The sequence below is a fragment of the Methanothermobacter marburgensis str. Marburg genome, from assembly GCF_000145295.1.
Lineage (GTDB): Archaea > Methanobacteriota > Methanobacteria > Methanobacteriales > Methanothermobacteraceae > Methanothermobacter > Methanothermobacter marburgensis.
On the sequence record NC_014408.1, the window covers coordinates 1,291,202 to 1,315,127 of the forward strand.

Below are 23,926 nucleotides of genomic sequence, written 5' to 3' on the forward strand. Positions count from 1 at the left end.
AGGACAATTATGCTATCAGCAACCATAGGTTTTTGGTTAGAAAATCTTGATAATGCAGGACCTCATCCACCTATTCCTTCATCACATGGACCAGGTCATATGTGAAGCCGCCCCTTATCTCCTCGAGGGCCAGGTCTGCCAGGTTGGCAGCCTTCTCAGCTGTTGGTGCCTTCCCGATACCTGCCTTGAGTGCAACGTTTATCTCGTCATCTATTTCATTGAGTATGCGAAGCAGACCCTGCGGTTCAAGGCCGTTACAGGGGGACATGAAGTTATCTCCACCTATGAAGAATAGAAGGGCGCCCTCCTTTATGAGTTTCTTCATCAGAAAGTGCTGGACCCGGTTAACAATGAATGATGTGTCATAGGCCGGCACAATGTCGGTCATGGTCTCTGTGATGCCATTTATATCAATATGTGCAATCTGCACATAACCCTCATCCACAAGACCATCTATGGCAAGGACCTCCTTCCTGTCCTCTGATTGGGCTCCCCCATGGCTCTGAAGAGCCCTTGAAGCGTTTCTCTGGGCATCATAGGGTGTCTCAGCGGCTCCTACACCCATACTCACGGTTATGGGGTAACGGTTACCTATGGACCTCTGTATCCTTCTGTGGTCCTCCACTCCTATACCATTGGTGATGGCAAGCATGTTATCGAATCTTGTGAAGAAAACAAGTCCCTGACGGGCAGCAAACTGGCGCTGAAGGTCAGCGTAAAGTTCTGCCTGGAGTATCTGAAGATCAGCCTCATTACGTGGGGCTGGTGTGACTGTCCATGGCCCATAATTGTCTATCTGAATTAAGGTCATCTGTATCATAATATTTCACCCAAAAGTATTCTGGCCAACATTATTTTATCCCCTGTGTTTTCCATGATGGTCTTTGTTATCGTTACCTCTTTTATTAGTTTTTCTATTTCCATCTTGAGGTTTGAGTCGGCCTCATCAATCACCAGCATGTCAAGAAAATCACTGTACATCTCTGCAAGGCCCAGACTTGAGGTCTCATAGCCTTTAGCTTCCATGAATTTCCCTGCTGGCCCGCTGAATGGTCTACTTCCGAGAAATGGGGATACTGCAGATACCTCTGCATCTCTGAGGGCATCCCTCACACCCTCTGTTCTGAGGATGGGCCCTATGGATGTCACAGGATTGGATGGTCCCACTATGACCCTTTCGGCAGATTCAATCGCCTCTAAAACCCCTGGTGCTGGTTTAACCCTGCTGAACTGAACATCCAGGACCTCGGGCTCTGACCTCCTCTCCACAAGGAACTCGTGGAACCCCATCTCACCCTCATCTGTAATTATCCTGATATCGGATTCCTGGTTGCTCATGGGGATAACCCTTGATTTCACACCCAGGGCCCTGCACTGGTGTTCCACAACCCTGTGGAGTGGCATGTCCCTTAAAAGAAGGGTTTTCTGTATCTTGAATGCCCGGTCAAGGTCGCCTATCCTCAGGAGCTCCGGGCATCCAAGTTCATGGAGCCTCTCATGGGTTATGAATGTGTCATCCCGGACCCCATACCATGTCTCCTCGTTTATCATCCCTGCCAGGGTGTAGATAACCGTGTCTATGTCAGGTGCAACGTAGACTCCTGAGAAATAATCGTTCTCAACGGTGTTAACTATCACCGTAACCTCAGAGGGGTCCACAACCCTCACAATGCCCTGCAGGAGTTTCGGTGTGCCTGTACCCCCAGAGAGGACTGTTATCATTGAACCACCTAATCCCTGAAGACGTCAAGTTCCCGGGGCCTTAAGAGTTCCCTTGCGCTGCCAGTGGCGCGGAGGTGCCCCCATGGGTAACCCCTTACTATGACAGCGGGTACGCCCTCATCTGCCTGTCCCATCACAAGGGAAGCTGCCGCTGCCAGTTCATCTGCAACCGCCACCCTGGTTGTCTGGAGGCTCCTGCCATAAAGGTCCAGTTCACCCTTCCTGTCCCACACCGGTGAAATGCCAGCGACTCCAACTGCAACACCGACAGCACCCTCCCTGAAGGGCCTTCCCTGTGTATCGGAGATTATGACAGCCATTTCCCTCCCTGTGAGTTCCTGAAGAGCCCCAAGTATCCTCCTGGCGCTTCCATCAGGGTCCTCCGGGAGTGGAGTTGCCAGTCCCTCCTCAACATTTGACTCGTCAATACCCGCATTGGCGCATACAAAGCCGTGCCGGGTTTCAGATACTATGAAGTCATGGCCAACCTTCAGTATCTCACTGGACTCCTCAAGGATTGCCTCAACTAGCCTGGGGTCCTTACCTGTCCTTGATGCTATTTCAAGTGCCTTGCTGGATGGCTCAATTCTCCTAAGGTCAACGGTGTTTCCCTCTGCCTTTGCCACCAGTGTTTCAGCGATTACTACTATGTCACCATCAAGGAGTTCCATGTTCGAGGATTTCAGGGCGTCCACTATGAGGGCTGCTATGTCATCACCCTCTGAGACAAGTGGTAGGCCCTCCACTCCAGTTAGGGTTATCTCCATTTAAGCACCGGAATTCATTTTTCTCCTGTCGCCAGCTTCCAGCCGTCTCCTGTGTTGAATGCCGCTGCCGAGGTAACAGGGTGTGTGAATGCCGCAAAATCTCCACCGCCCAGTATGAACTCTGCCGCCTCCTCTGCATTTCCGGCTTCAAAGGTGGTTTCTGCTGGTTCTGTCTGCTCATAGGTTGATATGTACATTGAAACGCCTTCAGGGACCCTTCTGACGTTTATCCCATCATCTGTAACTATTCCTATGAATGCATCCGAGTCATTGATTGCCGCCGCGATTCTTGGGGTGTTGAGTTCATCCTTCTCATAGTCCATTGTAAGGAGCGAGAAACCCAGGGCGTCCTTCAGGTTCATCCCCAGGGATATCTTATCTGCAATGGTATCGGTATGGGAACCGTTGGATACAACCGCAGTCCCATCAACTATCCTTATGCAGTTGTATGCTATGTAGGGGTTTTTGAATACGTCGCCCTCACAGCCCTCAACTGGTACAATCGCAACCCTCTCATCAAGGAGCCTTGCCGTCCTGTTTGGGAAGGATCTGCTTGAGACGCGGTATGCCACGAAGGATCCGCTGCTGTTTCTTCCAACTGCCAGTATTCTTCCAAGATACATCATATCACCTGCAAAATTATGATGGTGTTTTAACCGCCTTATCGACCGGAAGGTCTGGGGGTGCCGTTATGATTATTGCCCCCTCCCTGGGCCTTATTATTATTTCACCCTCATCTATGACCCTGGTGTGGACTGCCACCGCACTGTTCTTTATGTGGCTGGACATGTCAATGCCATTAACCGTTACCCGCCTCAGGCCTGCGACAGGTATGAGGTAGTACTCTGATGGCCCGGTGTTTTCACTTATCTGGGGCTTTCCTGATGCCTCACCTGCCCCCCCTGAAAAGGTGGTTGTCACCACAAGGAAAATCAGTATTGTGAAGAGTATATCGATGAAGGGAACCATGTTGAACCTTGGCCTTCCATGGACCTTGTTCCTGTACCTCTCTGTATCCAGGACCATTTTTATCACTGCCGCAGCTTACTCTCAATGATCTCGGCGCTCTTACCGCACCTTTCGAGTATTATATTGTTTATGCTCTTCTCAAGCATGCTGGGCTTGAATGCCACCACAAGGTTTGCCTCAGGGTCATCAACCGTCCTCACGCTGACAACACCATCCGATTCCATGAGGGCCTCGACCACATCATCAACGTCTCCATCAACCCTTATCCTCATGATGGCGTACCCCCAGTTTGTCATCTTCTTTATGAGTTCAATCTTGTCTATCTCATCGTCTATCCTGCCTGTTATGTAGGAGTAGAGGGGCATGAGGATTATGGCAACTGCCAGTCCAAGTATTGTGGTTATCAGTGCAACATAGATCCCCTCAGCCATTGCAGCGGGGTCAGCGTTAACACCTAGGGCCCTGAATGTGTACCATATCCCTATGACGGTCCCTATAAGACCCAGCATTGGGGCGACCTCTATTATTGTCCTCAGCGTCCCAAGACCCTTTGTCATGTTGCTCATCTCAACAATGAAAACACGCTCCATCGCATCCTCAACCTCTGAACGGTTCCTGTAGCCTATCTTGAGGGCCTCTGATATTATCTTTGATACTGGATTCTGGTACTGCCCTATCTCCCTGAGTGCCTCAAGTGCTCCGCCCTTCTCCATGGATTCATTGACCTTACCTATTATCTGGGGTGTGCTAACACGTGAAATCTTTCTTAGGTAGTGTATCTTCTCAATGGACGTGATAAAACCATAGACACCTGTGATTGCTATTATGTATGTTATTACACCGCCGCTGCGGAACATTTCAAGTACTGTGCCAAAGAAGTTGAAAACTGGTTCGAGAAACATTTTTCTGCCTCACCTGATGGGTATTTACCGGAGAGGATATATTTAAAAATAGTGGTCTGGCTGTATTAAATAATTAAATCAGTTTTTCCTCCTCTTCTGGACCGTGGCCCATGACTTCCTCACGAAGTCCGGGAGTTCATCGTAGCTGAATGATTCCAGAAAAGCCCTTGTGCGTGGGTCGCTGGGATAGCCAGAGCCGATGTCCCCAAGTTTCCTGTTCCTCTTCTGTATCCTCTCTATTTCAAGGTCCCTTTCGACCTTGGCTATTATTGACGCTGCTGCAACGGGGTAATACTTTGCATCTGCACCGTGCTCGGCCTTCACCTCGATGTCGCCGAAATGAGACCTTATCTCCTCAGTCAGCCTCTCTGGTTTAACATCCACCGAATCTATTATGACGGAGTCCGGCTGTGCCTCTGCTATTATCCTCTTTATTGCTATCTTCTCTATCTCATTAAGGTTGAAGCCCTTCTCACGCATCCTGTCAATATCCGATGCAGATATCTTAACCGTGAACACCCTTGAGATCCTTCTTATCTTCCGGGCGAGAAATTTTCTCCTCTCGGGTGTGAGCTTCTTTGAGTCCCTTATACCCATTTTCCGGAGTATCGAGAACTTCCTCTCAGGGACCATAACACCCGCCACGACAAGGGGGCCTATTACAGGACCCCTCCCCGCCTCATCAATTCCAAGAACCTTCATCAGATCAGAAAAAAATAATTATTTCATTGCCTTGAGCCTTACCTCAGGTTCAAGTGCCCTTGGTTCTGCAGCAACTATTGCGGCTCCCTTGGCAACCACTGTCATGGGGTCATCTGATATCTCGGCAGGAATGCCAACCTCATCCAGTATCCTCTCCCTGAGGCCCCTGAGCTGTGAGGTTCCACCCACAACAACAGTCTTGTTGTAGACCCCTGAGATGAGTTCAGGTGAGAGCCTTTCAAGTACCGCTGCTATGGAATCCACTATACCCTTTACAACGGGCTCAGCAGCCTCTGCAACCATTTCAGAGTCAATTTCAACCTTTTTAGGTTTGTTTGTCTCCATGCATTTACCTATAACCACTGTTTTGAGGTTTTCAAGATCCTCCTTACACTTGACCATCCCAACCTCTATCTTTGCCTTCTCTGCCTCATGGATGCCTATCTCAACATTGTACTTCTCCTTCACCAGTTCAACAAGGTTGGTGTCAATATCATCCCCGCCGACCCGGATTGTCTCAATGTCGGTTATGCCTCCAAGGGATATCACGACAATGTCACTGGAACCGGCCCCTATGTCAACAACCATGGTCCCTGACGCCTCTGCTATGGGCAGCCCGGCCCCTATGGCAGCTGCAAGGCCCTCACTTATAACCAGGACATAATTTGCCCCGGCCTTCCTTCCTATCTCCTCAACGGCATTTCTTTCAACCTCTGAGGCATCCCCTGGTATACCTATAACTATCCTGTCAATGGACTCAGAATCTCCTGCCCCCATCTCCATTGCATATACAAGGAGGGCCTCTGCCTGTGCAACGCTCTCAATAACACCCTTCCTCAGTGGTCTCACAGCGATTATGTCCTCAGGGGTTCTTCCGAGCATCATCTTTGCCTCTTCACCCACTGCAAGGACATATGATGGGTCCTCCTTCTTGACGGCCACCACAGAGGGAATCTTGTAGATATCAAATTTATCCCCTGCTGGTTTGGCAACCACGGTGTTGAGGGTACCCAGGTCTATTCCGAGTGTATTGGTGATTGCACTCTTCCTTTCCGGTTTCTCTTCAGATTTTTTCTTTCCAAATGAAAACATGCTACTCCTCCTCAAATATGTCTCTAAAGTCAACTGCAAATATGTTGTTGCGGGATGCTATCTCATTTATCCTCTCAACATCACCTGATTCATGAACAGATATCAGCAGTGTTACCAGGACAACGTCTGTAACCTTGAAGAGGGGGTCGATTATATTTCTTATAAATCCCGGAAGCCTCTCTGTAAGGTAGACGTCTGTCTCTATAAACCCGCTCGTTCTGTCCTCAAGGATGAAGGAAAAACCTATTTTATTCTTTTCAGCCTCCCCTGCAAACCTTTTCATATAGTTCTCAGGGGCGACAAGAAGCACAAGGTTGGGTTCGTTCTCAACGTAATATGGGGCTATCTTTATATAGGCCCCTCCCTTTTCCTTGCAGATAAGTGAAAGATCTCTTATTTTGTTGCTTTCGCCATAAAGCATTATTAAATCAAAGCGTTTTCTTAAAAAGGAATCCTTGATGGTAACGTGTTCCCTGAAGAGTATCTTTACAAGATCCCTTGAGGTGATTGCCTCGTAGGCCACAGAGTTGACCATTTCCTCATTACCCGCAATCACACACCACAGCCTGTCTGAACTCTGGGCTGTTGAAACCTGTGCTGCCTTTCTGAGAACCTTTATCTTACTCTCTATCATCACCATCACATCTACTCTAAAAGGAACTTAAAAGAAAGTTCCTCTGCTCCAGAGGAAAACACATGCATATCAATCACAGATTACATTTAATCTTCAGCACATGACTATATATATGTTTCACTAATATTATTCAACATCCAGTGAGGTGCTGATGAGTGAAAGACTGCATCCCTAGGTTAATATACAGGTGCTGATGAGTGAAAGCCAGGTGTTACTCTTCAAGAGGGTCTTCATGTGCCTCTACCTTACAATATTAGAATAGGTGAATTGTGTGTTTGTTAAGGGCGTTGCAAAAAGAGCCAGTTTTCTCATAAGTGTGGCCACCATCCCATTTCTCCTAGGCTACCACGCGGTCAGTATACTCATGTTCAGCCTCATAGCATTCATGATGCAGTTCTTCAGGGACCCTGAAAGAAATATTCCCTCTGAAGATAATATCATCGTTGCCCCCGCAGATGGTAGGCGTTTATCCGGCAAGATAGACCGTATAAAAAGGGTAGGGTCCGATTATCCCCTCATTGACAGGATATTTCCCAATGGTGGTGAGGCTATTCTCATAAGCACCTTCATGTCACCATTTGATGTCCACGTAAACCGGGCCCCTGTTTCGGGAAGGGTGATATACACAGAGCATACTGACGGTAAATTCAGGGTTGCACGTTCACGTGTCCTCACCGAAAATGAAAGGAACCTGATCGTGATAGAAACAGAGCATGGCAATGTTGGTGTGGTGCAGATAGCAGGGTTCATTGCACGGAGGATCGTTCAGTACGTCAATGAGGGAGACTATGTTGAGCGGGGGAGCCGTATAGGTATGATAAGGTTCGGCTCAAGGGTCGACCTCATACTGCCAGAAAACTGTGAGGTGCTTGTGAAGACCGGTTCAAGGTCTGTTGCCGGGGAGACTGTTGTAGCAAGGTTCGTAAAGCCTAAATCAGACCGCAAAAATTAATTAGTCAGACACAACCATATACAACTCTGCAGGTGGCGCTGATGAATGACAAAAAAATAACATCCTTCATATCATTACCTGATGTTTTATCGATTTTAAATGCTTCTTCAGGCTATTTTTCCATTTTAATGTCCATTCAAGGGTATTTTAGTGCTGCATCTATTCTGATGCTTCTGGCTGTCGTTTTCGATTCACTTGATGGGTGGGTTGCACGCCGAACTGGTAGAGTTGATATTCATGGATTTGGCAAAAACATGGACTCCCTTTCAGATGTAATCTCATTTGGTGTTGCTCCAGCCATTTTTATCTACCTAACAAGTGCCCATTTTCGATATATTAATATATTAGTAGGTCTCTTAATAGTAATATGTGGCATACTGAGACTCTCAAGGTTCAATGTTCTCACAGGGGGTGGGAAGAACTTCACGGGACTTCCAATACCCGTGGTGGCGGTTGTTGTATCATCATTTTATCTCACAGGATTCTACAGTGAGAAGGTTGTGGGGGCAATGCTGCTCGCTGTCGGTATCCTCATGGTCAGTAGCATTGAATACCCTCGTGTGGGGGGTAAAATGGCATCTATTGCTTTCATACTCATAACAGCAGCAATTGTAACAGGCATAACTGGAATTCTCACTGTTCCCACAGCAATCATACTTTTTATGGCCACTGTGGCATACATTGCAGTGCCTATAACACCAATGAGACGTGATCTGAATGCTTGATAAGATTAAAGGTAATGAAAAGGGGAATAAGAATAATCCTCCTGATCTCCGGAAAAACAACAGAAAAGGTGACTCGAAAATTGGAGACAAACTCAAGGGACTTGTGGGTAAATTCGGTGGCGGTGAGGGCTCGGATAAGAAAAAACCCAGGCCCATGCCAAAACCCCGGCCCCGGCTGAAAACCCCTGAAGAGCCAAAGGCCAGAAAAGCCCCTGAAAAACCTCTCAGGGGTGGTGAACAGCCTAAGCCCAGACTTACACCACCACCCAAACGACCTGGAGGCCCATCAGGAGGTATAGGTCGGAAAATTCCAGATGAGGACCAGAAAACCCTCGTTGGTGCCCTTGTCTTTGGTGTTATTCTAATGGTCCTTGCTGGTGCAGGCTACTACTTCTTAGTCTACCAGCCATACCAGGAGGTGCTGCAGAACGCCAAGGCCACAAAGATCGCTGAGGTGGACGCACTCTTCAAGGGCCCCCTTGCAACCGACCCCCAGAAGCAGGCCATACTTGCACAGATAGATGCCGCTGTTACACCCGAGGAGGCCCTGGCGGTTGATGTTGTGGGTCCCGCAACACAGTCATGGCGTACCTATCAGAACCAGCAAATAAATATAAAAAAGGACCGTGTTGGCAGGGTCATGGTTAATTACACAGATAACGACCAGCAGAAGCGTGTGATAATGAAGGTTGCTGATGCAAAGAAATTTGTGAGCCAGGCCGATGCAACCGTGCTTGCAAATACACAGATCCAGACCCCTGATACCGTTGCTGTGCCAATAATGATCACGAGACTGCAGGCGGCAGGCGGCCTTATAAGTGTGGGTAACATGGTCGACGTCTACCTCAACCAGAACGCCACCGAGAACAATACATCAGCTGCAGCATCAACACCAAGAATAAGCGGGGCTACTGTACTTGCAATTCTTAGATCCAAGGACAGCGGTACAGTGGACGCGCGCATACTAAACACTCAGCGGTTAACACTAAACACAATAACCTCACAGAGCGAAAATGAAAGAACATCATCAACAGATGTGGAGCAGCTCCTGCGGGCGGCTGCCTCAGGTGGTCTGAATGAAGCCGAGATCAATGCTATACTCCAGAACTACGGTATAAGGCTGTCCAACTATGAGAGGTCATCAAATCTGGGAGAGCTTGATGCCAACTACCTCATAATACTCGAGGTCCCAAGGGAGGATGTCCTCTTCCTGATACAGAACATGAACAGCATCGTTCTGACTGTGCCAACACAGAACGCCCCTGACTGGATGATCAGGGAGCTTCAGAGCATATACGGCTGACTAAGCCAAAAAATTTATTAAATTTTTATTTAATATTCTAGGTGGGGATGTTTATGAAAAAATGGGTGTATGTTGTTATAGCTGCTGTGTTCATGCTTTCCATTCTGGGAGTCTCTGATACAGGGTCAGCTGCCAAGGAGACATGGGTTTCTGAAAAACCATCTGCAACCAGTTTCAGGTTGAAGGACCTGACCGCTGTTATAACCGTAAAGATAAAGAACAATGACAACAACGTCCAGTACTTCAAGATAGGGCAGGTATACCAGGGAAGCCTTTCAGAGAACAGTACAATTAAATGGCTCATCCAGTGGACGAATCCAGCGGCGGTTAAAATGGTCAAGTCAAGGACGCCTGAACTGGGGGGTGACTACGGCTGGAAGGTGAAACCTGGGGAGACAAAAACAGTGTCATTTGGCCTCAGGGCCACGGGGGATATGGGTGAGATACCCAGTTACATCGTTAATGTTGAGTCAGATAACAGCAATTACTGGCCACTTATAAATGAGCCTGGCCTCATGTCCTCATGGTTCATGCCCAATGAGATAGAGGTCCTAAACCCATCACTGGATCTCAGATACTGGAAGGGGACCTTTGGGTTCACTCTGATCAACATCGATGAAGAGAAGGTTTCAGGTATCGTGAGGGCCCCCATTGCCCCTGCAAACTCAAAACTAGTGTACAGTTCACCCAAGGCATTTGTGGATGATGACCTCTTTGTGAGCACACAGGTTGCTGCATGGGATGTCACAATGGACCCGGAGACCTCACAGAGGTTCGTATACACCTACGAATGGCCCGCTAAGGTAAGCGGAGGTAACGGTTCAACCAGTGGTGGAGGCTATTACCCGCCAGGCACTCTTCAGGGGACAACCGGTTCATCATCTGTTCCAGGTGCTAAGACAGGTGCCCCCTACGGTCCACTGGTGATAGGTGTGCTTGTGACTGCAGCCGCAGTTGCCTACACAAAGATCATACGTTAATCATCCCACCTTAACTTTTTTATGGGGACATTCATGAGGCTGGCAACTTTTCTGATAATTGCAGGCATGTTCATAGTGTCGCTCTACGCCCTTCTTGAGGTGAGTTTCTATTCCTCACAGGTAATTGTTCAGAACCCTGACATCAGGGCTCCGGTCATTGAGATACCATCCATTAACCTTGAGGAGACCATCAACAACCGATCCGTTTTCTATGGAGTCTACCATGAACCCATGTCCTACCTCCCTGGTAACAGAACCGTCATACTCTTCGGACACAGGACACTCTACGGCTCACCCTTCCTGAACCTTGATAAGTTGAAGCCGGGGGATGAGGTCAACCTTAACTGGCCAGGGGTTGGCCTTGCGACTTACAGGGTTAATCGATCATTCATCGTGCCAGCATCCTACCAGATATCCGTGAATCAGGGGGCGAGGCTATTTCTCATCACATGCCACCCCCTTGGATCAACAAGGGAGAGACTGATAGTTGAGTGTAAACTTGAAGGCATAAAGCCCTACCAGAGAAACCTCAAGGTTGAGAACCCCAAGAGGTACTATGCGCTACTCATAATACTCGGATTCCTTGGGGCTGGTCTTCTGATCACCAGACTCTATCCTGTTTATGAAGATAGGAGACTTCTCCTTGCAGCGGTAATCAGCCTCACACTCTTCCTGCTGCTGGGTTACATCTTCCCGATCCCCCCAGAGTTCATATCAGAGAAACTCATTGAATTCAACAGCATATTTGGACTTTAGTGAAGCTTAAGGTGTTTAAAATGAGAGAACCTGGAGAAGAGTACTTTTCAAATCTGTCAGACAGGGAAAGGGCCATATTTGAGGGCGGCATAAGTATGGGTGCCCTCTTCCACCAGTTCGTTGGAACCCCTGTTAACCTTGAAACCGTTGAAGTCCTTGAGGGTGCAATTGCCGAATCAATAAAGCTCCAGCCGGCAATCAGGGATGCAGAGGTCCATATAGACAGAGGCATGGTAAGGGAGGCTGCTGGAGAATTTGGTTATGTCTCCCTCACCGGTGAGATGCTAAGGGTGAGGTTAGACGTTGAATATGGTTCATCAAGGATAACGATCTGCCTCGAGTACCTCGATGAACTGAGGTATCCCCTCATGTATGTGAAGGATTGATGTTGTAATGGCTGCGAATCTGCATCCAGCTGCATGAGGTGTCCCTCATGTATATAAAGGATTGATAGTGAAACTTCAGGGTCCGCACTGATGGACCAAAAAATCTATCTTGATTAATTATTTAAATTCTGAAAGCAAAGCTATGATAAGAACATTGATGGAAGATTACCATGATAAAGATAGATTCAGATCTCTGTAAGGGATGTGACATATGCAGGGAGTTCTGCCCTGAAGGTGTCTATGTCAGGTCAGAGGAACTCAACAGGAAGGGAGTGCATGAACCCATCCCTAAAAATCTGGATAAATGTACGGGATGCAAGATATGCATGCTGATGTGTCCTGATCAGGCGATAGTGGTGTATGACGATGACTGAGGAGTACTTTATTCAGGGAAACGATGCCTGCGCCCGTGGTGCCATAAGTGCCGGCTGCAGGTTCTTTGCAGGTTATCCCATCACACCATCAACAGAGATAGCTGAAGAAATGGCTGTTCTCCTTCCAGGGGAAGGTGGAGTCTTTGTTCAGATGGAGGATGAGATAGGTGCCCTCGGGGCAGTTATAGGTGCTGTGTGGGGTGGTGTTAAGGGAATGACCGCCACCTCAGGGCCGGGCTTTTCCCTCATGCAGGAACATGTGGGATACGCTGCCATGACAGAAACCCCCCTTGTGATCGTTGATGTCCAGAGGGGTTCACCCTCAACAGGACAGCCAACAATGGCATCCCAGAGTGATATGATGCAGGCACGGTGGGGTTCACATGGGGACTATGAAATAATAGCCCTCTCACCATCCTCTGTGCAGGAGTGCTTCGATTTCACTGTGAGGGCATTCAACCTTGCAGAGGAATACAGGGTGCCTGTGGTGGTCCTCAGCGACGAAATAGTTGGCCATATGAGGGAGAAGATAACCATACCCGACAAGGTGGAGATCAGAAAGAGAAAGTCGCCCACAAGTCCCCCCGGTGAGTTCATCCCATTCAAACCCCAGGGAGACTTCGTCCCTGAGATGCCAGCCTTTGGGGATGGTTACAGAGTACCTGTGACGGGACTCACGCATGATGAGAGGGGTTACCCTGATGCTTCAAACCCTGAGGGCCATGAGAAACTCGTGAAGAGACTCTGTGACAAGATACTGAATCACAGAGATAAAATAGTGGATGTCCAGAAGGGCTGGACAGATGATGCAGATATAACAGTCATCTCATATGGTGCCCCCTCACGTTCAGTTGCAACCGCAGTTAAGATGGCAAGGTCCGAGGGTGTGAGGGCAGGTTACATCAAGATAAACACGCCATGGCCGTTCCCTGAGACTGAAATTCGGGAAGCCGCTGAATCATCAAGGAAGCTTCTGGTTGTTGAAATGAACCTGGGGCAGATGTTCTATGAGGTTCAGAGAGTTGCCTCAGGCATGGCCGAGGTGGAACTGCTTCCAAAGATTGGTGGTGAGATCCACCGCCCCGATGAGATCCTAAACAAGATTATGGGGATGAAATGAAGGGTGCGCAGATGAATGTAAGAAACAAGCCCACCACTATAATGATGAAATGAAGGAGTGTCCAGATGAATGTAAAGGAAAACCCATACCTCAAGTACCTCAGAAGGGACAGGCTCCCCCACATATTCTGTGCAGGCTGCGGTAACGGGATAGTGCTCAACACTTTCTTTAAGGGCATGGAAATGGCTGGAGTTGACTTTGACAGCATTGCAATGGTTTCAGGTATAGGCTGCTCATCAAGGATCCCTGGTTATGTTAAATGCGACTCGCTCCACACAACCCATGGTCGGCCCATAGCCTTCGCAACCGGACTCAAACTTGCCAACCCCTCCCTGAATGTTGTGGTGTTCACAGGGGATGGTGACGCCGCAGCCATCGGCGGAAACCATCTCATACATGGGGCAAGAAAGAATATTGACCTCACAGTGATCTGCATAAACAACAGCATATACGGAATGACCGGGGGGCAGATAAGCCCCACATCCCCGGAGGGGAGTTTCGGTACCACAGCCCCATACGGTGCACTTGAGGACCCATTTGATCTCTCTGAACTCGTCAGGGCCGCAGGTGCAAGTTACGTTGCAAGGTGGACAGCTGCCCACCCGCTGCAGCTTGCAAACTCCATAAAGAAGGGACTCAAGAACAGGGGTTTCTCATTCATAGAGGCTGTTTCACAGTGCCCAACCTACTTCGGAAGAAAGAACAGGATGCGTTCCCCGGTTGAGATGATGAAATTCATGAAGGAAAACAGCATAAACCGGCGGAAAGCCCTCAAAATGGATCCCGAAGAGGTCGAGGGAAAACTCATCATCGGTGAATTTGCTGATGCCCCACGCCCTGAACTATGCGACAGGATCTATGGAATGATTGAAGAGAAATCAGGAAAAATTGATATAATCAAATCAGCCTACAGAGATGATTGAAGTGAGGAAGGAAATCAGAATTGCTGGATTCGGTGGTCAGGGGGTCATACTTGCAGGAATAGTTCTGGGTAAAGCTGCAAGTTTATATGATGGCCTTTACGCTGTACAGACCCAGTCCTATGGACCCGAGGCAAGGGGTGGCGCCTCAAGGGCTGAGGTTGTTATAAGTGACGAGGAGATAGACTACCCCAAGGTCCAGAGCCCTGACATACTCGTTGCAATGTCACACCAGGCACTTCTGACCTACATGGATGATCTCAAAGCCGGCGGAACCCTCATCGTCGACCCTGACATGGTCATCGAGAATGAAATCCAGGACTTCGTGGAGGAGAGGAACATCAGTTACTTCCGTGCACCTGCCACTAGGACAGCCGAGGAAAAGGTCGGTATAACCATCGTGGCCAATATGGTGATGATAGGGGCCCTCACAGAGGCCACCGGAGTTGTAAGTGTCAGGGCAGCTGAGGAGGCCATAAAGAACAGTGTGCCTCCAGGTACTGAGGAGAAGAACATCATGGCATTCCAGGCAGGTCGTGAACTCATCATGGAGGGACAGAAATGAAGTTTTACGAGTACAGCGCCAAGGAACTCTTCAGGAGTGAGGGCATACCCGTCCCAGAGGGATCCGTTGCCAGGACCCCCCAGGAGGCATCGGAGGTCGCTGAGAATATTGACTCAGAGGTGGCCATTAAGGCACAGGTCCTAACCGGTGGCCGGGGAAAGGCGGGGGGTATAAGATTTGCAAAACCAGAAACTGCGGCTGATGTTGCTTCTGATCTCCTCGCATCCCGGGTTAAGGGTGAGGAGGTTAAATCTGTCCTGGTTGAAAGGAAGATTTCCATCGACAGGGAATTCTATGTGAGCGTCGTTATTGATAGGGCGGCCAGGATGCCCCTTATAATGGCAAGCAGTGAGGGCGGGGTTGATATTGAGGAGCTTGCAGCAGAATCCCCCGATAAGATAGTGCGTTACCATGTAAACCCCCTTGACGAGTTCCTCCCCTACGAGGCAAGGGAGATCGCAAGGAAGATGGGTCTTGAAAGTGAACTCATACCAAAGGTGGGGGCTGTGATATGGAAGCTCTACCATCTCTTCAGGAAGTACGATGCGAGGCTTGCCGAGATAAACCCTCTTGTACTTTCAGGTGATGATGTTATTGCAGCAGATGCAAAGCTTGAGGTGGATGATGACTCCATCTACCGTCACCGTGAATTCATGGAACTGGATGAGTATGAACCGGAGGAATTCGCCTTTGTTAAACTTGACGGTGATATTGCAGTGATAGGGAATGGTGCTGGCCTTACCCTCACCGCCATGGACCTCATAAAACTGAAGGGGGGTGAACCCGCCACCTTCCTTGATATAGGTGGTGGTGCCTCAGAGGACATCATAAGGAGGGCCATAAACCTGGTAATATCCCACCCTGATGTGAAGGTGGTGTTCCTGAATGTGCTTGGCGGTATAACAAGGGCAGATGATGTTGCAAGGGGTGTTGTGAATGCCCTGAAGGATGCCGAGAGGGATGTGCCCCTTGTAATAAGGCTCACAGGAACCAATGAGGAGGAGGGTCAGAGGATACTCAAGGATGCGGGGATTCCCTTTGAGACTTCCCTTGAGAGGGCCGCTGAGAAGGCTGTTGAAATATCAAAGGCCCTCTGAAAGAATATTTAATTTTTCATGACCAGGCTGCAATATTCAGATACACCATCTAATTTAATTTCCATGAGCTACTGCTCCAGGGCATCTATGAGTTCATCGAGCCATCTGAGCCATTCTGTGTACTTCATGCTGGGGTATGAGATGTCTGCATTTGGATGCATGTACCTGCAGAGGGTCACTGTTTTAAGGTGTGGTGCAAAGGCCTTGAGGGTTGAAAGGCCCTGTGAACCTATGTAATATGGGACACCTATGAAGCATACAAGGTCATAGTTGCCATTTCCATCGAAGCCCTCCCAGTCAGGATTTTTGAGGTTGTTTACAAGTTCGATTACCCCTATTATGTTTTTTCTTTCCAGTTTAGTTAACCTGAGACCTGATCCTCCGGTTAGGGCAACCTCCATTTTCCCTTTTTTTATTATTTTAACTATCCTATCCACTATATCTTGTGGAAGGTCATTTAACAGCGACCCTACCACCATGAGTGGTCTTTCAGACTTTTTTATGGCCGATGCAACCATTTCAGGGGGCATGACGGTTGCATTCCTTATTGATGTTAGAGCTGGGTTCCATGCGGTCATGCTTTCACAACATTTAAATACTTCCTTTACAATTATAATGATTAATAATGATATTTATAGTTGATGGCATATGGTGACAGCATGCCCAGAGCATCAAAGGATATAATAAATGTTAAGGGATTTCACCTTGAATTCGGTGAAATTGACGAATACCTCAAAAGAAAATCATGTGAGAGTAAGAGGGTATCTGTGGATTACGATGAGCTTAGAAAATGGGACCTTAATCTCCTATCCTATTTCAAGCCATTCTATGCACCCCTCTGTGACCTATGCTGCATGTGCACCTACGGCAAATGCGACCTTCTAGGTAAGAAGGGTGCCTGCGGTATAAACCTCGAGAAACAGCAGGCAAGGGAGGCCCTATCAACTGCAGTTATAGGTGCATCGGCCCATGCAGCCCATGCAAGGCACCTCGTTGACACCCTTATCGAGAAAAAGCCCACATCAGAACTCCATTATGATAGTTCAATAGACATAAAGACACCAATATCCACCACAGTAACCGGTATAGAGCCTGAAACACCAGAGGACCTCGACAGGATAATGACATACATAGAACGGGAGCTCACAAATCTCATTGCCTCAGTTCATACCGGCCAGGAGGCTGAAGTAACCGATTTCGAGTCAAAGGCCCTCCATGCTGGTATGTTAGATACCATGGCGCTTGAACTGGCCGATATAGCACAGATAAACCAGTATGGACTCCCCACAGGTAAAGCAGATACACACATGCTGGAAATTGGAATGGACGTTATAGACAGCACAAAACCTGTCATACTCTGCATAGGACACAACATAGCGCCCTCAGCTGAGATAATAGACTACGCAGAGGATATCGGTGCTGAGGAGGAAATAGAGATCTGTGGCCTCTGCTGCACAGCCATGGAGATGGGAAGGTACTCAAAATCATCGAAAATAGTTGGGCCCATATCAAGGCAGCTCACCTTCCTCAGATCAGGCATTCCAGATGTGGTTGTACTGGATGAACAGTGCATACGCTCAGATGTATATGAGGTGTGCGGTGAAATGGGGATGGTTGTGATCGCAACAGGTGACAAGTGCAGTATGGGCCTTGAGGATATGAGTGAAGAGAACCCCTACAGGATAATAAACCGGATACTGCAGGAAAAAATACCAGGGGTTCTTATAAAGGATGGAAAAAAAGGTTGCCATGGTCGCTGTGAACCTTGCACTTCAGCTTACCCGTGGCAGGGACCCCGAAACATCAGGCCGTTTCAGGGTGAACTGTGTGAGGTGCTCGCCCTGTGATTCAAACTGCACGCCATCCAGGAAACCCGAAAAACAGAAAGATATTGACCTGAATTCAGTGCTGGGATACTGTGAACTCTGTGGGGAATGCAACCGTGTCTGTCCGGCAATGCTGCCCATCATGGAGGCAATAGATGATGCAAAGAATGGTGGCCTCCGCGCCATAGGGACCCTCTATGAAAGCTGCAGTGGCTGCGGCCGGTGCATGGAGGTATGCCCTGTGGGAGTGCCAATCCTGGATATCATAAGAGAATCACGTGGAGAAACCCCTGAAAGATTCCTCATAAGGGCCGGCAGGGGGCCGGTACAAGATATAGAAATAAGGAGGGTTGGTGCCCCTATAGTTTTCGGTGATATACCCGGCGTCATATCACTTGCAGGATGCTCCAACTACCCCTCAGGTGAAAGGGATGTGCAGATAATCGCTGAGGAGTTTCTTAAGAGGGGCTATATAGTACTTGCAGCAGGATGTGCGGCCATGGATATAGCCCTCACACATGATGATGAGGGCAGGACACTCTATGAAAAATACCCTGGAGACTTCGACAGGGGAGGGCTCCTCAACCTCGGCCCATGTGTCGGGAACTCCCATGCCATTGGAAGCGCCATAAAGATAGCCAATATATTTGCAAGGGTGCCCATGAAGGGGAACGCCGTTGAAATAGCAGATTACATACTAAACCGGATAGGTGTCTGTGTGATAGGATGGGGTGCCATGTCACAGAAGGCATTTGCAATAGTCACAGGTGCAAACAGGTGGGGGTATACCTGCAGTTCTTGGGCCCCACGCATCAAAGTATCGCAGGCTTTACCTGGGTGAATCCAGCCCAAGGGTGATAAGGGACAGGGCTGATGACAGCATTGTCCCCTCTGAACCGGCGCCACCCCACCTAACCTACGCGGCTGAGAGTATCAATGAATGCCTTGTAATGGCTTCAAAGATGTGCATAAGACCCAACGACACACCCCGAGGGCGAATGGTGAAGCTCAGCAACTACGTTGACCTGCACCTGAAATATTACGGCGATCTACCTGCGGATATTGACCTCTTCGTAAGGAATGAGAAGGAGATCCCCTACAAGCATAAAGATGATATAATGGAGATACTGAGGGAAAAGAACTGGAAGCCACGTGACCCGGTAAAGGAGCCCACGATCATCAGGTGAATCCCATGGGTGGAATAGTAATCAAGAACGAACTGATGTGTTCAGGCTGTGGCCTCTGTGTCAGGGCCTGCCAGCAGGTTCATGGCAAGAAAAAAATGAAGTACGCAGAAAAACCCGTGTTCTGCAGACAGTGCAGCGACGCCCCCTGTTTAAGGGCCTGCAGGGTTGGCGCCTTTAAGATAATAAATAAGATTCCTGTCATTGACCCTGAAAGGTGTGTTGGCTGCAGGCTCTGCCTTGAGGCCTGTCCTGAAGGATGCATAATATTTGAAGATCTGATGGCAGACAAGTGCGTCCTGTGCCTTGATGCTGACGTTCTGATTCCGGCATGTATTGAGGCATGCCCCAGCAGTCTTCTCAGATTCAGAGTGGAAATCAGCAAACACCACTGAATGGTCCTCTTCACAGCCCCACTGGACTTAAATGATAGGGGGACCATGTCATCGCAAACATCACTGAATGGTCCTCTTCACAGTGACGGTATGTGCCATTACAAGGGCGGATATTATTATATAGGTGAGCAGGGCCGATGAGTTAAAGGATCTGTTGAATATGAAAAGGCCCACCAGGCTCTGTGAGAGGAACGCCGCCAGTGAACCTATGAGCAGGGCCTCCCTTCCCAGGTACATTCTGCTCCCATTAAGCCTCTGCTCCTGATATTTTTTAAGAACCCTGAGTCCAGAGAAGGTGACTATCATGACCCATGCAAGGAGGAAGAGCAGGCCAAAGAAACCTGCATCAAATGCCACCGCAAATATCCCTGGCAGCATGTAGTCTATGTAGTCCTTCTTTACAACCAGAACACCATAGAATATGTGGTAGGGGAGGCCAAGGTTCTGTATCATGGTAACTGGAAGTGTGATGTAACCATCGGCGCCACCAAGGCAGGCTGATTTCCAGTAGCATGACCCCTGGACATGGCCCCAGAATGTGGTATTCTTAAGTACCAGCGAAAGGCTTGGGATGGTGTTCTCCTCAAGCCTTGTGATCCTGAGCATGGGGCTTAGAACACTTTTATGGAGAACCTTTGATAGGAACTCCATGAGTGCAAATGCTCCTGCACCTGCAAGGACGAATGATAGAACCGATTTTTTTGTTATCCTTGTGCTCCTCCTGAAACTCTTTGACATGAGCAAGTACCCGAAAGCCCACCCAAGGAGCCATAAAACCAGGAAGGAACGGTGCATGAGTCCTCCTGCAATTGCTATTATGAAGAAGAGAAGCAGGGAGAGTTTTTTAACCGATGTAGACCTTATACCCGCCTCTGTGAGGAGATTTGATGATGCCACCATTGTAACCCAGAATAGAACCGCAAATGGGCCAAAGGGGTGTGTGAACTCGTGGTGTGAGAGGAATGGTAGGAGGAGAAAGGCGGCATCAAATGAGAATATTAGAGCCAGTATAACCGTTATTACCGTTCCAAGAAACATCACAAGACTCAGAGGTACTGCAACCACATTGAAGAGGAGTATTATGCCAACGTGGATTATCACTGCAACTTCAAGTATGAACTGAAGGTTATTCTGAGCTATAAACATGATATGGATATTGTATTAACCTACAATATATATCATTCTCCGATGCGGCCATCTGAATTGATGGATCACTAGGCCATGGACAGAGAAAGTAACTGAAAGGATGCCATCCCATTGATCAGTGAGCATGAACAAAAAAGGGTTTATGGGGACGTCATCCCCACAATGTAGTCATAGATGCTCTGGAGAAATGCATAGATCTGATCAAGGATACCTGAGCCCCCAAACTGCTGACTCACACTTTCAAGCCTTTGTTTAAATTCCGTGAGGTTTCCCTGGGCCCTCTGGGATGCTGAAACCGAATCTGCAACCTGCTGAACCTGATTTTCTGTTAGGTTGATATTCATCTGCTGTGAAACATCAACGACAATGTTCTTTATCTCATCAGGGTTCTGAAGGTTCTGATCCTGTGTTCTGTTCTTGACCTCATCAAAGAGCTGTGCCACCTCACCACCGGTTGCATTGGTTTCATTCACAAGCCTGCTCTGGAGGTAGATCTCCTCAACAGATGCCTTCTTGGCCTCTTCAGGTATTTTTTCACCCACAGCAACCTCATATGACTTCAGGACACCTGCAAGGGCTGCCTCCCCTGAGGCAGGTACCGGGGATGTTACAACCACGTAGCCGCGGTCAATACCAGATGACCTTAGGGCACTGGCATACATCTCAGGGGTCACGACCCTTATTTTACTGGTATCCACAGAAACCTTGATTCCCTCTGAGTATGAGAGGTCAACCATGGCACAGGAGAGTATCTGTGATGGCGAATATACACGACCCGTAACTCCCCTGGAGACCTCATTTACCTCAGATGCTGTTACAATCTTTATATTTGCGCTATTGATATCCTTATCGGTCTTTGACTTGAAGTAGTCCATCACCGCGTTCCGGTATGATGGGTTGCTGTCTGTTGCCTCCCCGAGTGTCACAGAGAACCCTGAGACCGCGAACACCGGTGCGGTTACCATGAATGCAACCAAAAGCGCAATGATAAGTCGCCTCATAACAATACCTCCATTTATTAATTAATACATGAGGAGATATTTATATGTATTAATCTGTGGCCACGGAAACAAAATTTCTACATGAGGAGTGCCAAACAAAGCAAAAAACAAAAAAAGCTCTTACATTATAAGCGCCATATAAGCCACATAACAAAAAAACAACTATGCCAGGAGAACAACCCTGCTCTCCCTTGACTCATCAACGATCTCCATTCCACAGCTATCTGCAATGCTATCTGCAAATTCATGAACCTCATAGAAGAGGGGCATGTTGTCAATTTCAAGTCTTTTCCTTGAGTACCCGATGTACATGTAGGCCTTGACCTCAACAAAATCTGGCTGGGCCCTTTCTATCATCCTGGCGAACATTTCAGGTTTCTTCATGTTGATGTCCCTGACAGCTGTTATGCGCAGAACCTTCCTGCAGTTAAAGGATGGCATGATCTCAAGGGACCTGTTGAGAAGATCCCATGCGTCAGGTATCTGGGGTCTGCAGAGTTTCTCATAGGTTTCCCTGTCAGGGGCATCAAGTGATATGTAGAGCTGTGTTGGCTCAACAGAGAGTGCCTCAAGATTGCTGGATGCAAGGCCGTTTGTTACAAGAAACGTTGTGAAGTTCCTCTTATGGAACTCTGCAAGGAGCCCATCCATGTCAGGGTAGAGGAGGGGTTCACCTGCAAGGGATATTGCAGCGTTCGTGGGATCCTGCGCCTCAAGGACCTTTATCTTATCTGCCCTTTCATTGCCAAAGTAACCGCAGAGAAGTTTCCTCTGGGCCTCAATCGCCCCCTCAATTATATCCGCCGGCTCATCATGGGGGCCATTCCATGCCGTTTCTGTTGAAGAGAGATCCCTCCAGCAGAAAAGACATTTTTGCTGGCAGAAAGGTACGCTGGGAGACATCTGAAGGCACCTGTGGCTCCTGATACCATAGAACTTCTCCTTGTAACAGAAGCCCTCATTGATTATGCTTTTCTTTGTCCAGAGGCAGGTTTTAACTGCTGAATGCCTGTTCTCACCTACAAAACGGTATCCCATTCTTTCCATTCTTCTCTGAGATTTTTCCGCATACATTGCCAACCCATCTCAAACTATCCTTGCTGATACACTGTTAATTTTCGTTGTGATTTATGTAATATAATATTATAAGATTGATCCTGGATGTGGGTCACATGAACTGATAGACAAATGCTTCATAACTTAATACCTGTGCCCACATCAATATTAAATATCTGTGATCTTTAACGGTATCTTAAAATTCCATTCATACATATACGCCTTTTTAAGCCGTTTTAAGAGTACTGAAGGGTTTAAAAGAAGCATATTTCATCTAAAATTATTGAACAGATTTAAAAGCCATTCAATTATTTTTAAGCCATCAGAATTCCTTTTTGGATGAAATAAAACATTTAAAAAAAGAATTGGAGACCCGCAATCAATTCTTTACCAGATGCTCCCAAATCCAGAAATAAGCCATATATAAGCCTTTTTGTCTTATTCGGGAAACAAAAGTTTATATATATGCTTGATGTGATTAAGGTCCATGGTAAGGTCCGGCGGGTATAGCCTGCCATTATCGGAGGCGGTAAAATTAAGAGACACTCGCGTTATCTCGCTCTACTTGCACTTGCAGTAGCAGTGAGTACCATACCATTTGGACAGATGGAATTTCTGGAATCCGGTGGCGAAAAGATAAAGACAAAGTCAGCATCCACCCCAAAGGTTGATGCGGCCTCAAAGTACAGGAAATACAGTAAGGTCTACGCCAAATCAAAGAAAAAGATAAAGAAGAAGTACAGGACAAAGGCAACCTACACCACAACAACAAGGAAAAAGTACAGGACAAGGGCAACCTATAAAACCACAAGTCACAAGAGGTATCGTACAAAGGCAACCTACACCACAACAACAAAGAGGGCATACACAAGGGCGGCGAGTTCCGAAGATCTGGATGATCTGCAGGGCGATGAGGGACTTGAAAAACTTGCATCATACATCAACAGAAACTTCAACCATCGATCTGGAGGTCCTCACACCGCTGAGGGTGTTGAAAGGACAGGATACGGAGACTGCTGGGGACTATCTGACTGGTCAGCAAAGAAACTTGCTGCAAACGGCTACAAGGTGAAGGTAGTCCAGGGAGCCACATCTGCATCATCAAGACACAGATGGTTGCACGTATACTCTGAGGGAAGGTGGACAAGCTTTGAACCGTCACTGGTAACCAAACGTTATGGAAGTAAACATTATACTGCAACCTGTGGGCGCGCAACGACTGTTGTGAAAACCTACAACATGTAGTATAATGTTTACTACCTTTTTTTATTCCCACCAACGATCTTCTAACCAAATTATACACCATGCCTCTTTTATTCTCAGCAACAATTTCTCTGAAAACCTAAAAAAAA

The 23,926-nt window shown here is 47.8% G+C and carries 29 protein-coding genes; 16 read left to right on the forward strand and 13 right to left on the reverse strand.

From position 1 onward, the window contains the following. Positions 1 to 70: 70 nt before the first annotated feature. The 9 genes from MTBMA_RS06835 to MTBMA_RS06875 all read right to left on the reverse strand — a co-directional run bounded on the left by MTBMA_RS06835 (position 71) and on the right by MTBMA_RS06875 (position 6,788). A complete protein-coding gene (locus MTBMA_RS06835) occupies positions 71 to 820 on the reverse strand; it encodes a GTP cyclohydrolase III (protein WP_013296198.1) in 750 nt (249 codons plus the stop codon). Continuing rightward, positions 817 to 1,722, reverse strand: coding sequence for a 2-phospho-L-lactate transferase (gene cofD / locus MTBMA_RS06840; protein WP_013296199.1), 906 nt, complete (start codon positions 1,720 to 1,722; stop codon positions 817 to 819). The genes MTBMA_RS06835 and cofD overlap by 4 nt, the downstream gene beginning before the upstream one ends. A gap of 8 nt (positions 1,723 to 1,730) precedes the next feature. After that, positions 1,731 to 2,489 carry a coenzyme F420-0:L-glutamate ligase gene (locus tag MTBMA_RS06845; RefSeq protein ID WP_013296200.1) on the reverse strand — a complete coding sequence of 253 codons (759 nt, stop codon included), beginning with the start codon at positions 2,487 to 2,489 and terminating at the stop codon, positions 1,731 to 1,733. Positions 2,490 to 2,503: 14 nt separating this feature from the next. Beyond that, positions 2,504 to 3,112 (reverse strand): IMP cyclohydrolase, encoded by a 609-nt coding sequence (gene purO / locus MTBMA_RS06850; protein ID WP_013296201.1) that lies wholly within the window; start codon positions 3,110 to 3,112, stop codon positions 2,504 to 2,506. A 16-nt stretch (positions 3,113 to 3,128) separates the two neighbouring features. After that, on the reverse strand, positions 3,129 to 3,515 hold the full coding sequence (locus MTBMA_RS06855; RefSeq protein WP_013296202.1) for an ExbD/TolR family protein: 387 nt from the start codon (positions 3,513 to 3,515) through the stop codon (positions 3,129 to 3,131). 5 nt (positions 3,516 to 3,520) lie between these two features. Then, positions 3,521 to 4,360 (reverse strand): MotA/TolQ/ExbB proton channel family protein, encoded by an 840-nt coding sequence (locus MTBMA_RS06860; RefSeq protein WP_013296203.1) that lies wholly within the window; start codon positions 4,358 to 4,360, stop codon positions 3,521 to 3,523. 78 nt (positions 4,361 to 4,438) lie between these two features. Further along, positions 4,439 to 5,062, reverse strand: a complete 624-nt coding sequence (rnhB, locus tag MTBMA_RS06865) for a ribonuclease HII (RefSeq protein WP_013296204.1) — start codon at positions 5,060 to 5,062, stop codon at positions 4,439 to 4,441. Positions 5,063 to 5,080: 18 nt separating this feature from the next. Further along, positions 5,081 to 6,154 carry a rod shape-determining protein gene (locus MTBMA_RS06870; RefSeq protein ID WP_013296205.1) on the reverse strand — a complete coding sequence of 358 codons (1,074 nt, stop codon included), beginning with the start codon at positions 6,152 to 6,154 and terminating at the stop codon, positions 5,081 to 5,083. 1 nt (position 6,155) lies between these two features. Then, positions 6,156 to 6,788, reverse strand: coding sequence for a hypothetical protein (locus tag MTBMA_RS06875; RefSeq protein WP_013296206.1), 633 nt, complete (start codon positions 6,786 to 6,788; stop codon positions 6,156 to 6,158). 271 nt (positions 6,789 to 7,059) lie between these two features. Between MTBMA_RS06875 and MTBMA_RS06880 the strand changes: the two genes are divergently transcribed. From MTBMA_RS06880 to sucC, 11 genes are all read left to right on the forward strand, one after another. Next, on the forward strand, positions 7,060 to 7,740 hold the full coding sequence (locus MTBMA_RS06880; RefSeq protein WP_013296207.1) for an archaetidylserine decarboxylase: 681 nt from the start codon (positions 7,060 to 7,062) through the stop codon (positions 7,738 to 7,740). A 41-nt stretch (positions 7,741 to 7,781) separates the two neighbouring features. Continuing rightward, complete coding sequence (locus MTBMA_RS06885) at positions 7,782 to 8,465, forward strand: archaetidylserine synthase (protein WP_013296208.1); 684 nt, start codon at positions 7,782 to 7,784, stop codon at positions 8,463 to 8,465. Next, entirely contained in the window at positions 8,458 to 9,768 is a 1,311-nt protein-coding gene (locus MTBMA_RS06890) for a DUF515 domain-containing protein (protein ID WP_013296209.1), read from the forward strand. The genes MTBMA_RS06885 and MTBMA_RS06890 overlap by 8 nt, the downstream gene beginning before the upstream one ends. Positions 9,769 to 9,821: 53 nt before the next feature. Continuing rightward, positions 9,822 to 10,748 (forward strand): hypothetical protein, encoded by a 927-nt coding sequence (locus MTBMA_RS06895; protein ID WP_013296210.1) that lies wholly within the window; start codon positions 9,822 to 9,824, stop codon positions 10,746 to 10,748. Positions 10,749 to 10,781: 33 nt separating this feature from the next. Beyond that, complete coding sequence (locus tag MTBMA_RS06900; RefSeq protein WP_013296211.1) at positions 10,782 to 11,504, forward strand: class E sortase; 723 nt, start codon at positions 10,782 to 10,784, stop codon at positions 11,502 to 11,504. Positions 11,505 to 11,524: 20 nt separating this feature from the next. Further along, positions 11,525 to 11,890 carry a dihydroneopterin aldolase family protein gene (locus tag MTBMA_RS06905; protein WP_013296212.1) on the forward strand — a complete coding sequence of 122 codons (366 nt, stop codon included), beginning with the start codon at positions 11,525 to 11,527 and terminating at the stop codon, positions 11,888 to 11,890. A gap of 170 nt (positions 11,891 to 12,060) precedes the next feature. Next, on the forward strand, positions 12,061 to 12,264 hold the full coding sequence (locus MTBMA_RS06910; protein ID WP_013296213.1) for a 4Fe-4S dicluster domain-containing protein: 204 nt from the start codon (positions 12,061 to 12,063) through the stop codon (positions 12,262 to 12,264). Beyond that, positions 12,257 to 13,384, forward strand: coding sequence for a 2-oxoacid:acceptor oxidoreductase subunit alpha (locus MTBMA_RS06915; protein ID WP_013296214.1), 1,128 nt, complete (start codon positions 12,257 to 12,259; stop codon positions 13,382 to 13,384). The genes MTBMA_RS06910 and MTBMA_RS06915 overlap by 8 nt, the downstream gene beginning before the upstream one ends. A gap of 65 nt (positions 13,385 to 13,449) precedes the next feature. Continuing rightward, on the forward strand, positions 13,450 to 14,307 hold the full coding sequence (gene korB, locus MTBMA_RS06920; protein ID WP_013296215.1) for a 2-oxoglutarate synthase subunit KorB: 858 nt from the start codon (positions 13,450 to 13,452) through the stop codon (positions 14,305 to 14,307). Position 14,308: 1 nt separating this feature from the next. Continuing rightward, positions 14,309 to 14,869 (forward strand): 2-oxoacid:ferredoxin oxidoreductase subunit gamma, encoded by a 561-nt coding sequence (locus MTBMA_RS06925; protein WP_013296216.1) that lies wholly within the window; start codon positions 14,309 to 14,311, stop codon positions 14,867 to 14,869. Further along, entirely contained in the window at positions 14,866 to 15,966 is a 1,101-nt protein-coding gene (gene sucC / locus MTBMA_RS06930) for an ADP-forming succinate--CoA ligase subunit beta (protein WP_013296217.1), read from the forward strand. Before MTBMA_RS06925 ends, sucC begins: the two co-directional genes overlap by 4 nt. A 68-nt stretch (positions 15,967 to 16,034) precedes the next feature. On the opposite strand, the gene cdhB is transcribed toward sucC, so the two are convergent. After that, positions 16,035 to 16,544: a CO dehydrogenase/acetyl-CoA synthase complex subunit epsilon gene (gene cdhB / locus MTBMA_RS06935; protein ID WP_013296218.1), complete on the reverse strand. Its 510-nt coding sequence runs from the start codon at positions 16,542 to 16,544 to the stop codon at positions 16,035 to 16,037. 81 nt (positions 16,545 to 16,625) lie between these two features. Between cdhB and MTBMA_RS08930 the strand changes: the two genes are divergently transcribed. The 4 genes from MTBMA_RS08930 to MTBMA_RS06945 are packed head-to-tail and all read left to right on the forward strand — an operon-like array spanning position 16,626 to position 19,371. Continuing rightward, a complete protein-coding gene (locus MTBMA_RS08930) occupies positions 16,626 to 17,813 on the forward strand; it encodes an anaerobic carbon-monoxide dehydrogenase catalytic subunit (protein ID WP_013296219.1) in 1,188 nt (395 codons plus the stop codon). Continuing rightward, complete coding sequence (locus MTBMA_RS08935) at positions 17,698 to 18,633, forward strand: 4Fe-4S dicluster domain-containing protein (protein ID WP_013296220.1); 936 nt, start codon at positions 17,698 to 17,700, stop codon at positions 18,631 to 18,633. The genes MTBMA_RS08930 and MTBMA_RS08935 overlap by 116 nt, the downstream gene beginning before the upstream one ends. A gap of 13 nt (positions 18,634 to 18,646) precedes the next feature. Next, positions 18,647 to 18,979 carry a hypothetical protein gene (locus MTBMA_RS09145; protein ID WP_201751521.1) on the forward strand — a complete coding sequence of 111 codons (333 nt, stop codon included), beginning with the start codon at positions 18,647 to 18,649 and terminating at the stop codon, positions 18,977 to 18,979. A gap of 5 nt (positions 18,980 to 18,984) precedes the next feature. Further along, complete coding sequence (locus MTBMA_RS06945) at positions 18,985 to 19,371, forward strand: 4Fe-4S dicluster domain-containing protein (RefSeq protein WP_013296222.1); 387 nt, start codon at positions 18,985 to 18,987, stop codon at positions 19,369 to 19,371. A 60-nt stretch (positions 19,372 to 19,431) separates the two neighbouring features. Here MTBMA_RS06945 and MTBMA_RS06950 read toward each other — a convergent pair whose 3' ends face one another. The 3 genes from MTBMA_RS06950 to twy1 form a co-directional block, all read right to left on the reverse strand. After that, positions 19,432 to 20,517 (reverse strand): hypothetical protein, encoded by a 1,086-nt coding sequence (locus MTBMA_RS06950; protein WP_013296223.1) that lies wholly within the window; start codon positions 20,515 to 20,517, stop codon positions 19,432 to 19,434. Between the two features lie 140 nt (positions 20,518 to 20,657). Continuing rightward, entirely contained in the window at positions 20,658 to 21,518 is an 861-nt protein-coding gene (locus MTBMA_RS06955; protein WP_013296224.1) for a DUF1002 domain-containing protein, read from the reverse strand. A gap of 162 nt (positions 21,519 to 21,680) precedes the next feature. Continuing rightward, complete coding sequence (gene twy1 / locus MTBMA_RS06960) at positions 21,681 to 22,592, reverse strand: 4-demethylwyosine synthase TYW1 (protein WP_013296225.1); 912 nt, start codon at positions 22,590 to 22,592, stop codon at positions 21,681 to 21,683. A gap of 588 nt (positions 22,593 to 23,180) precedes the next feature. Between twy1 and MTBMA_RS06965 the strand changes: the two genes are divergently transcribed. Next, entirely contained in the window at positions 23,181 to 23,819 is a 639-nt protein-coding gene (locus tag MTBMA_RS06965; protein ID WP_013296226.1) for a transglutaminase domain-containing protein, read from the forward strand. Positions 23,820 to 23,926 lie beyond the last annotated feature (107 nt).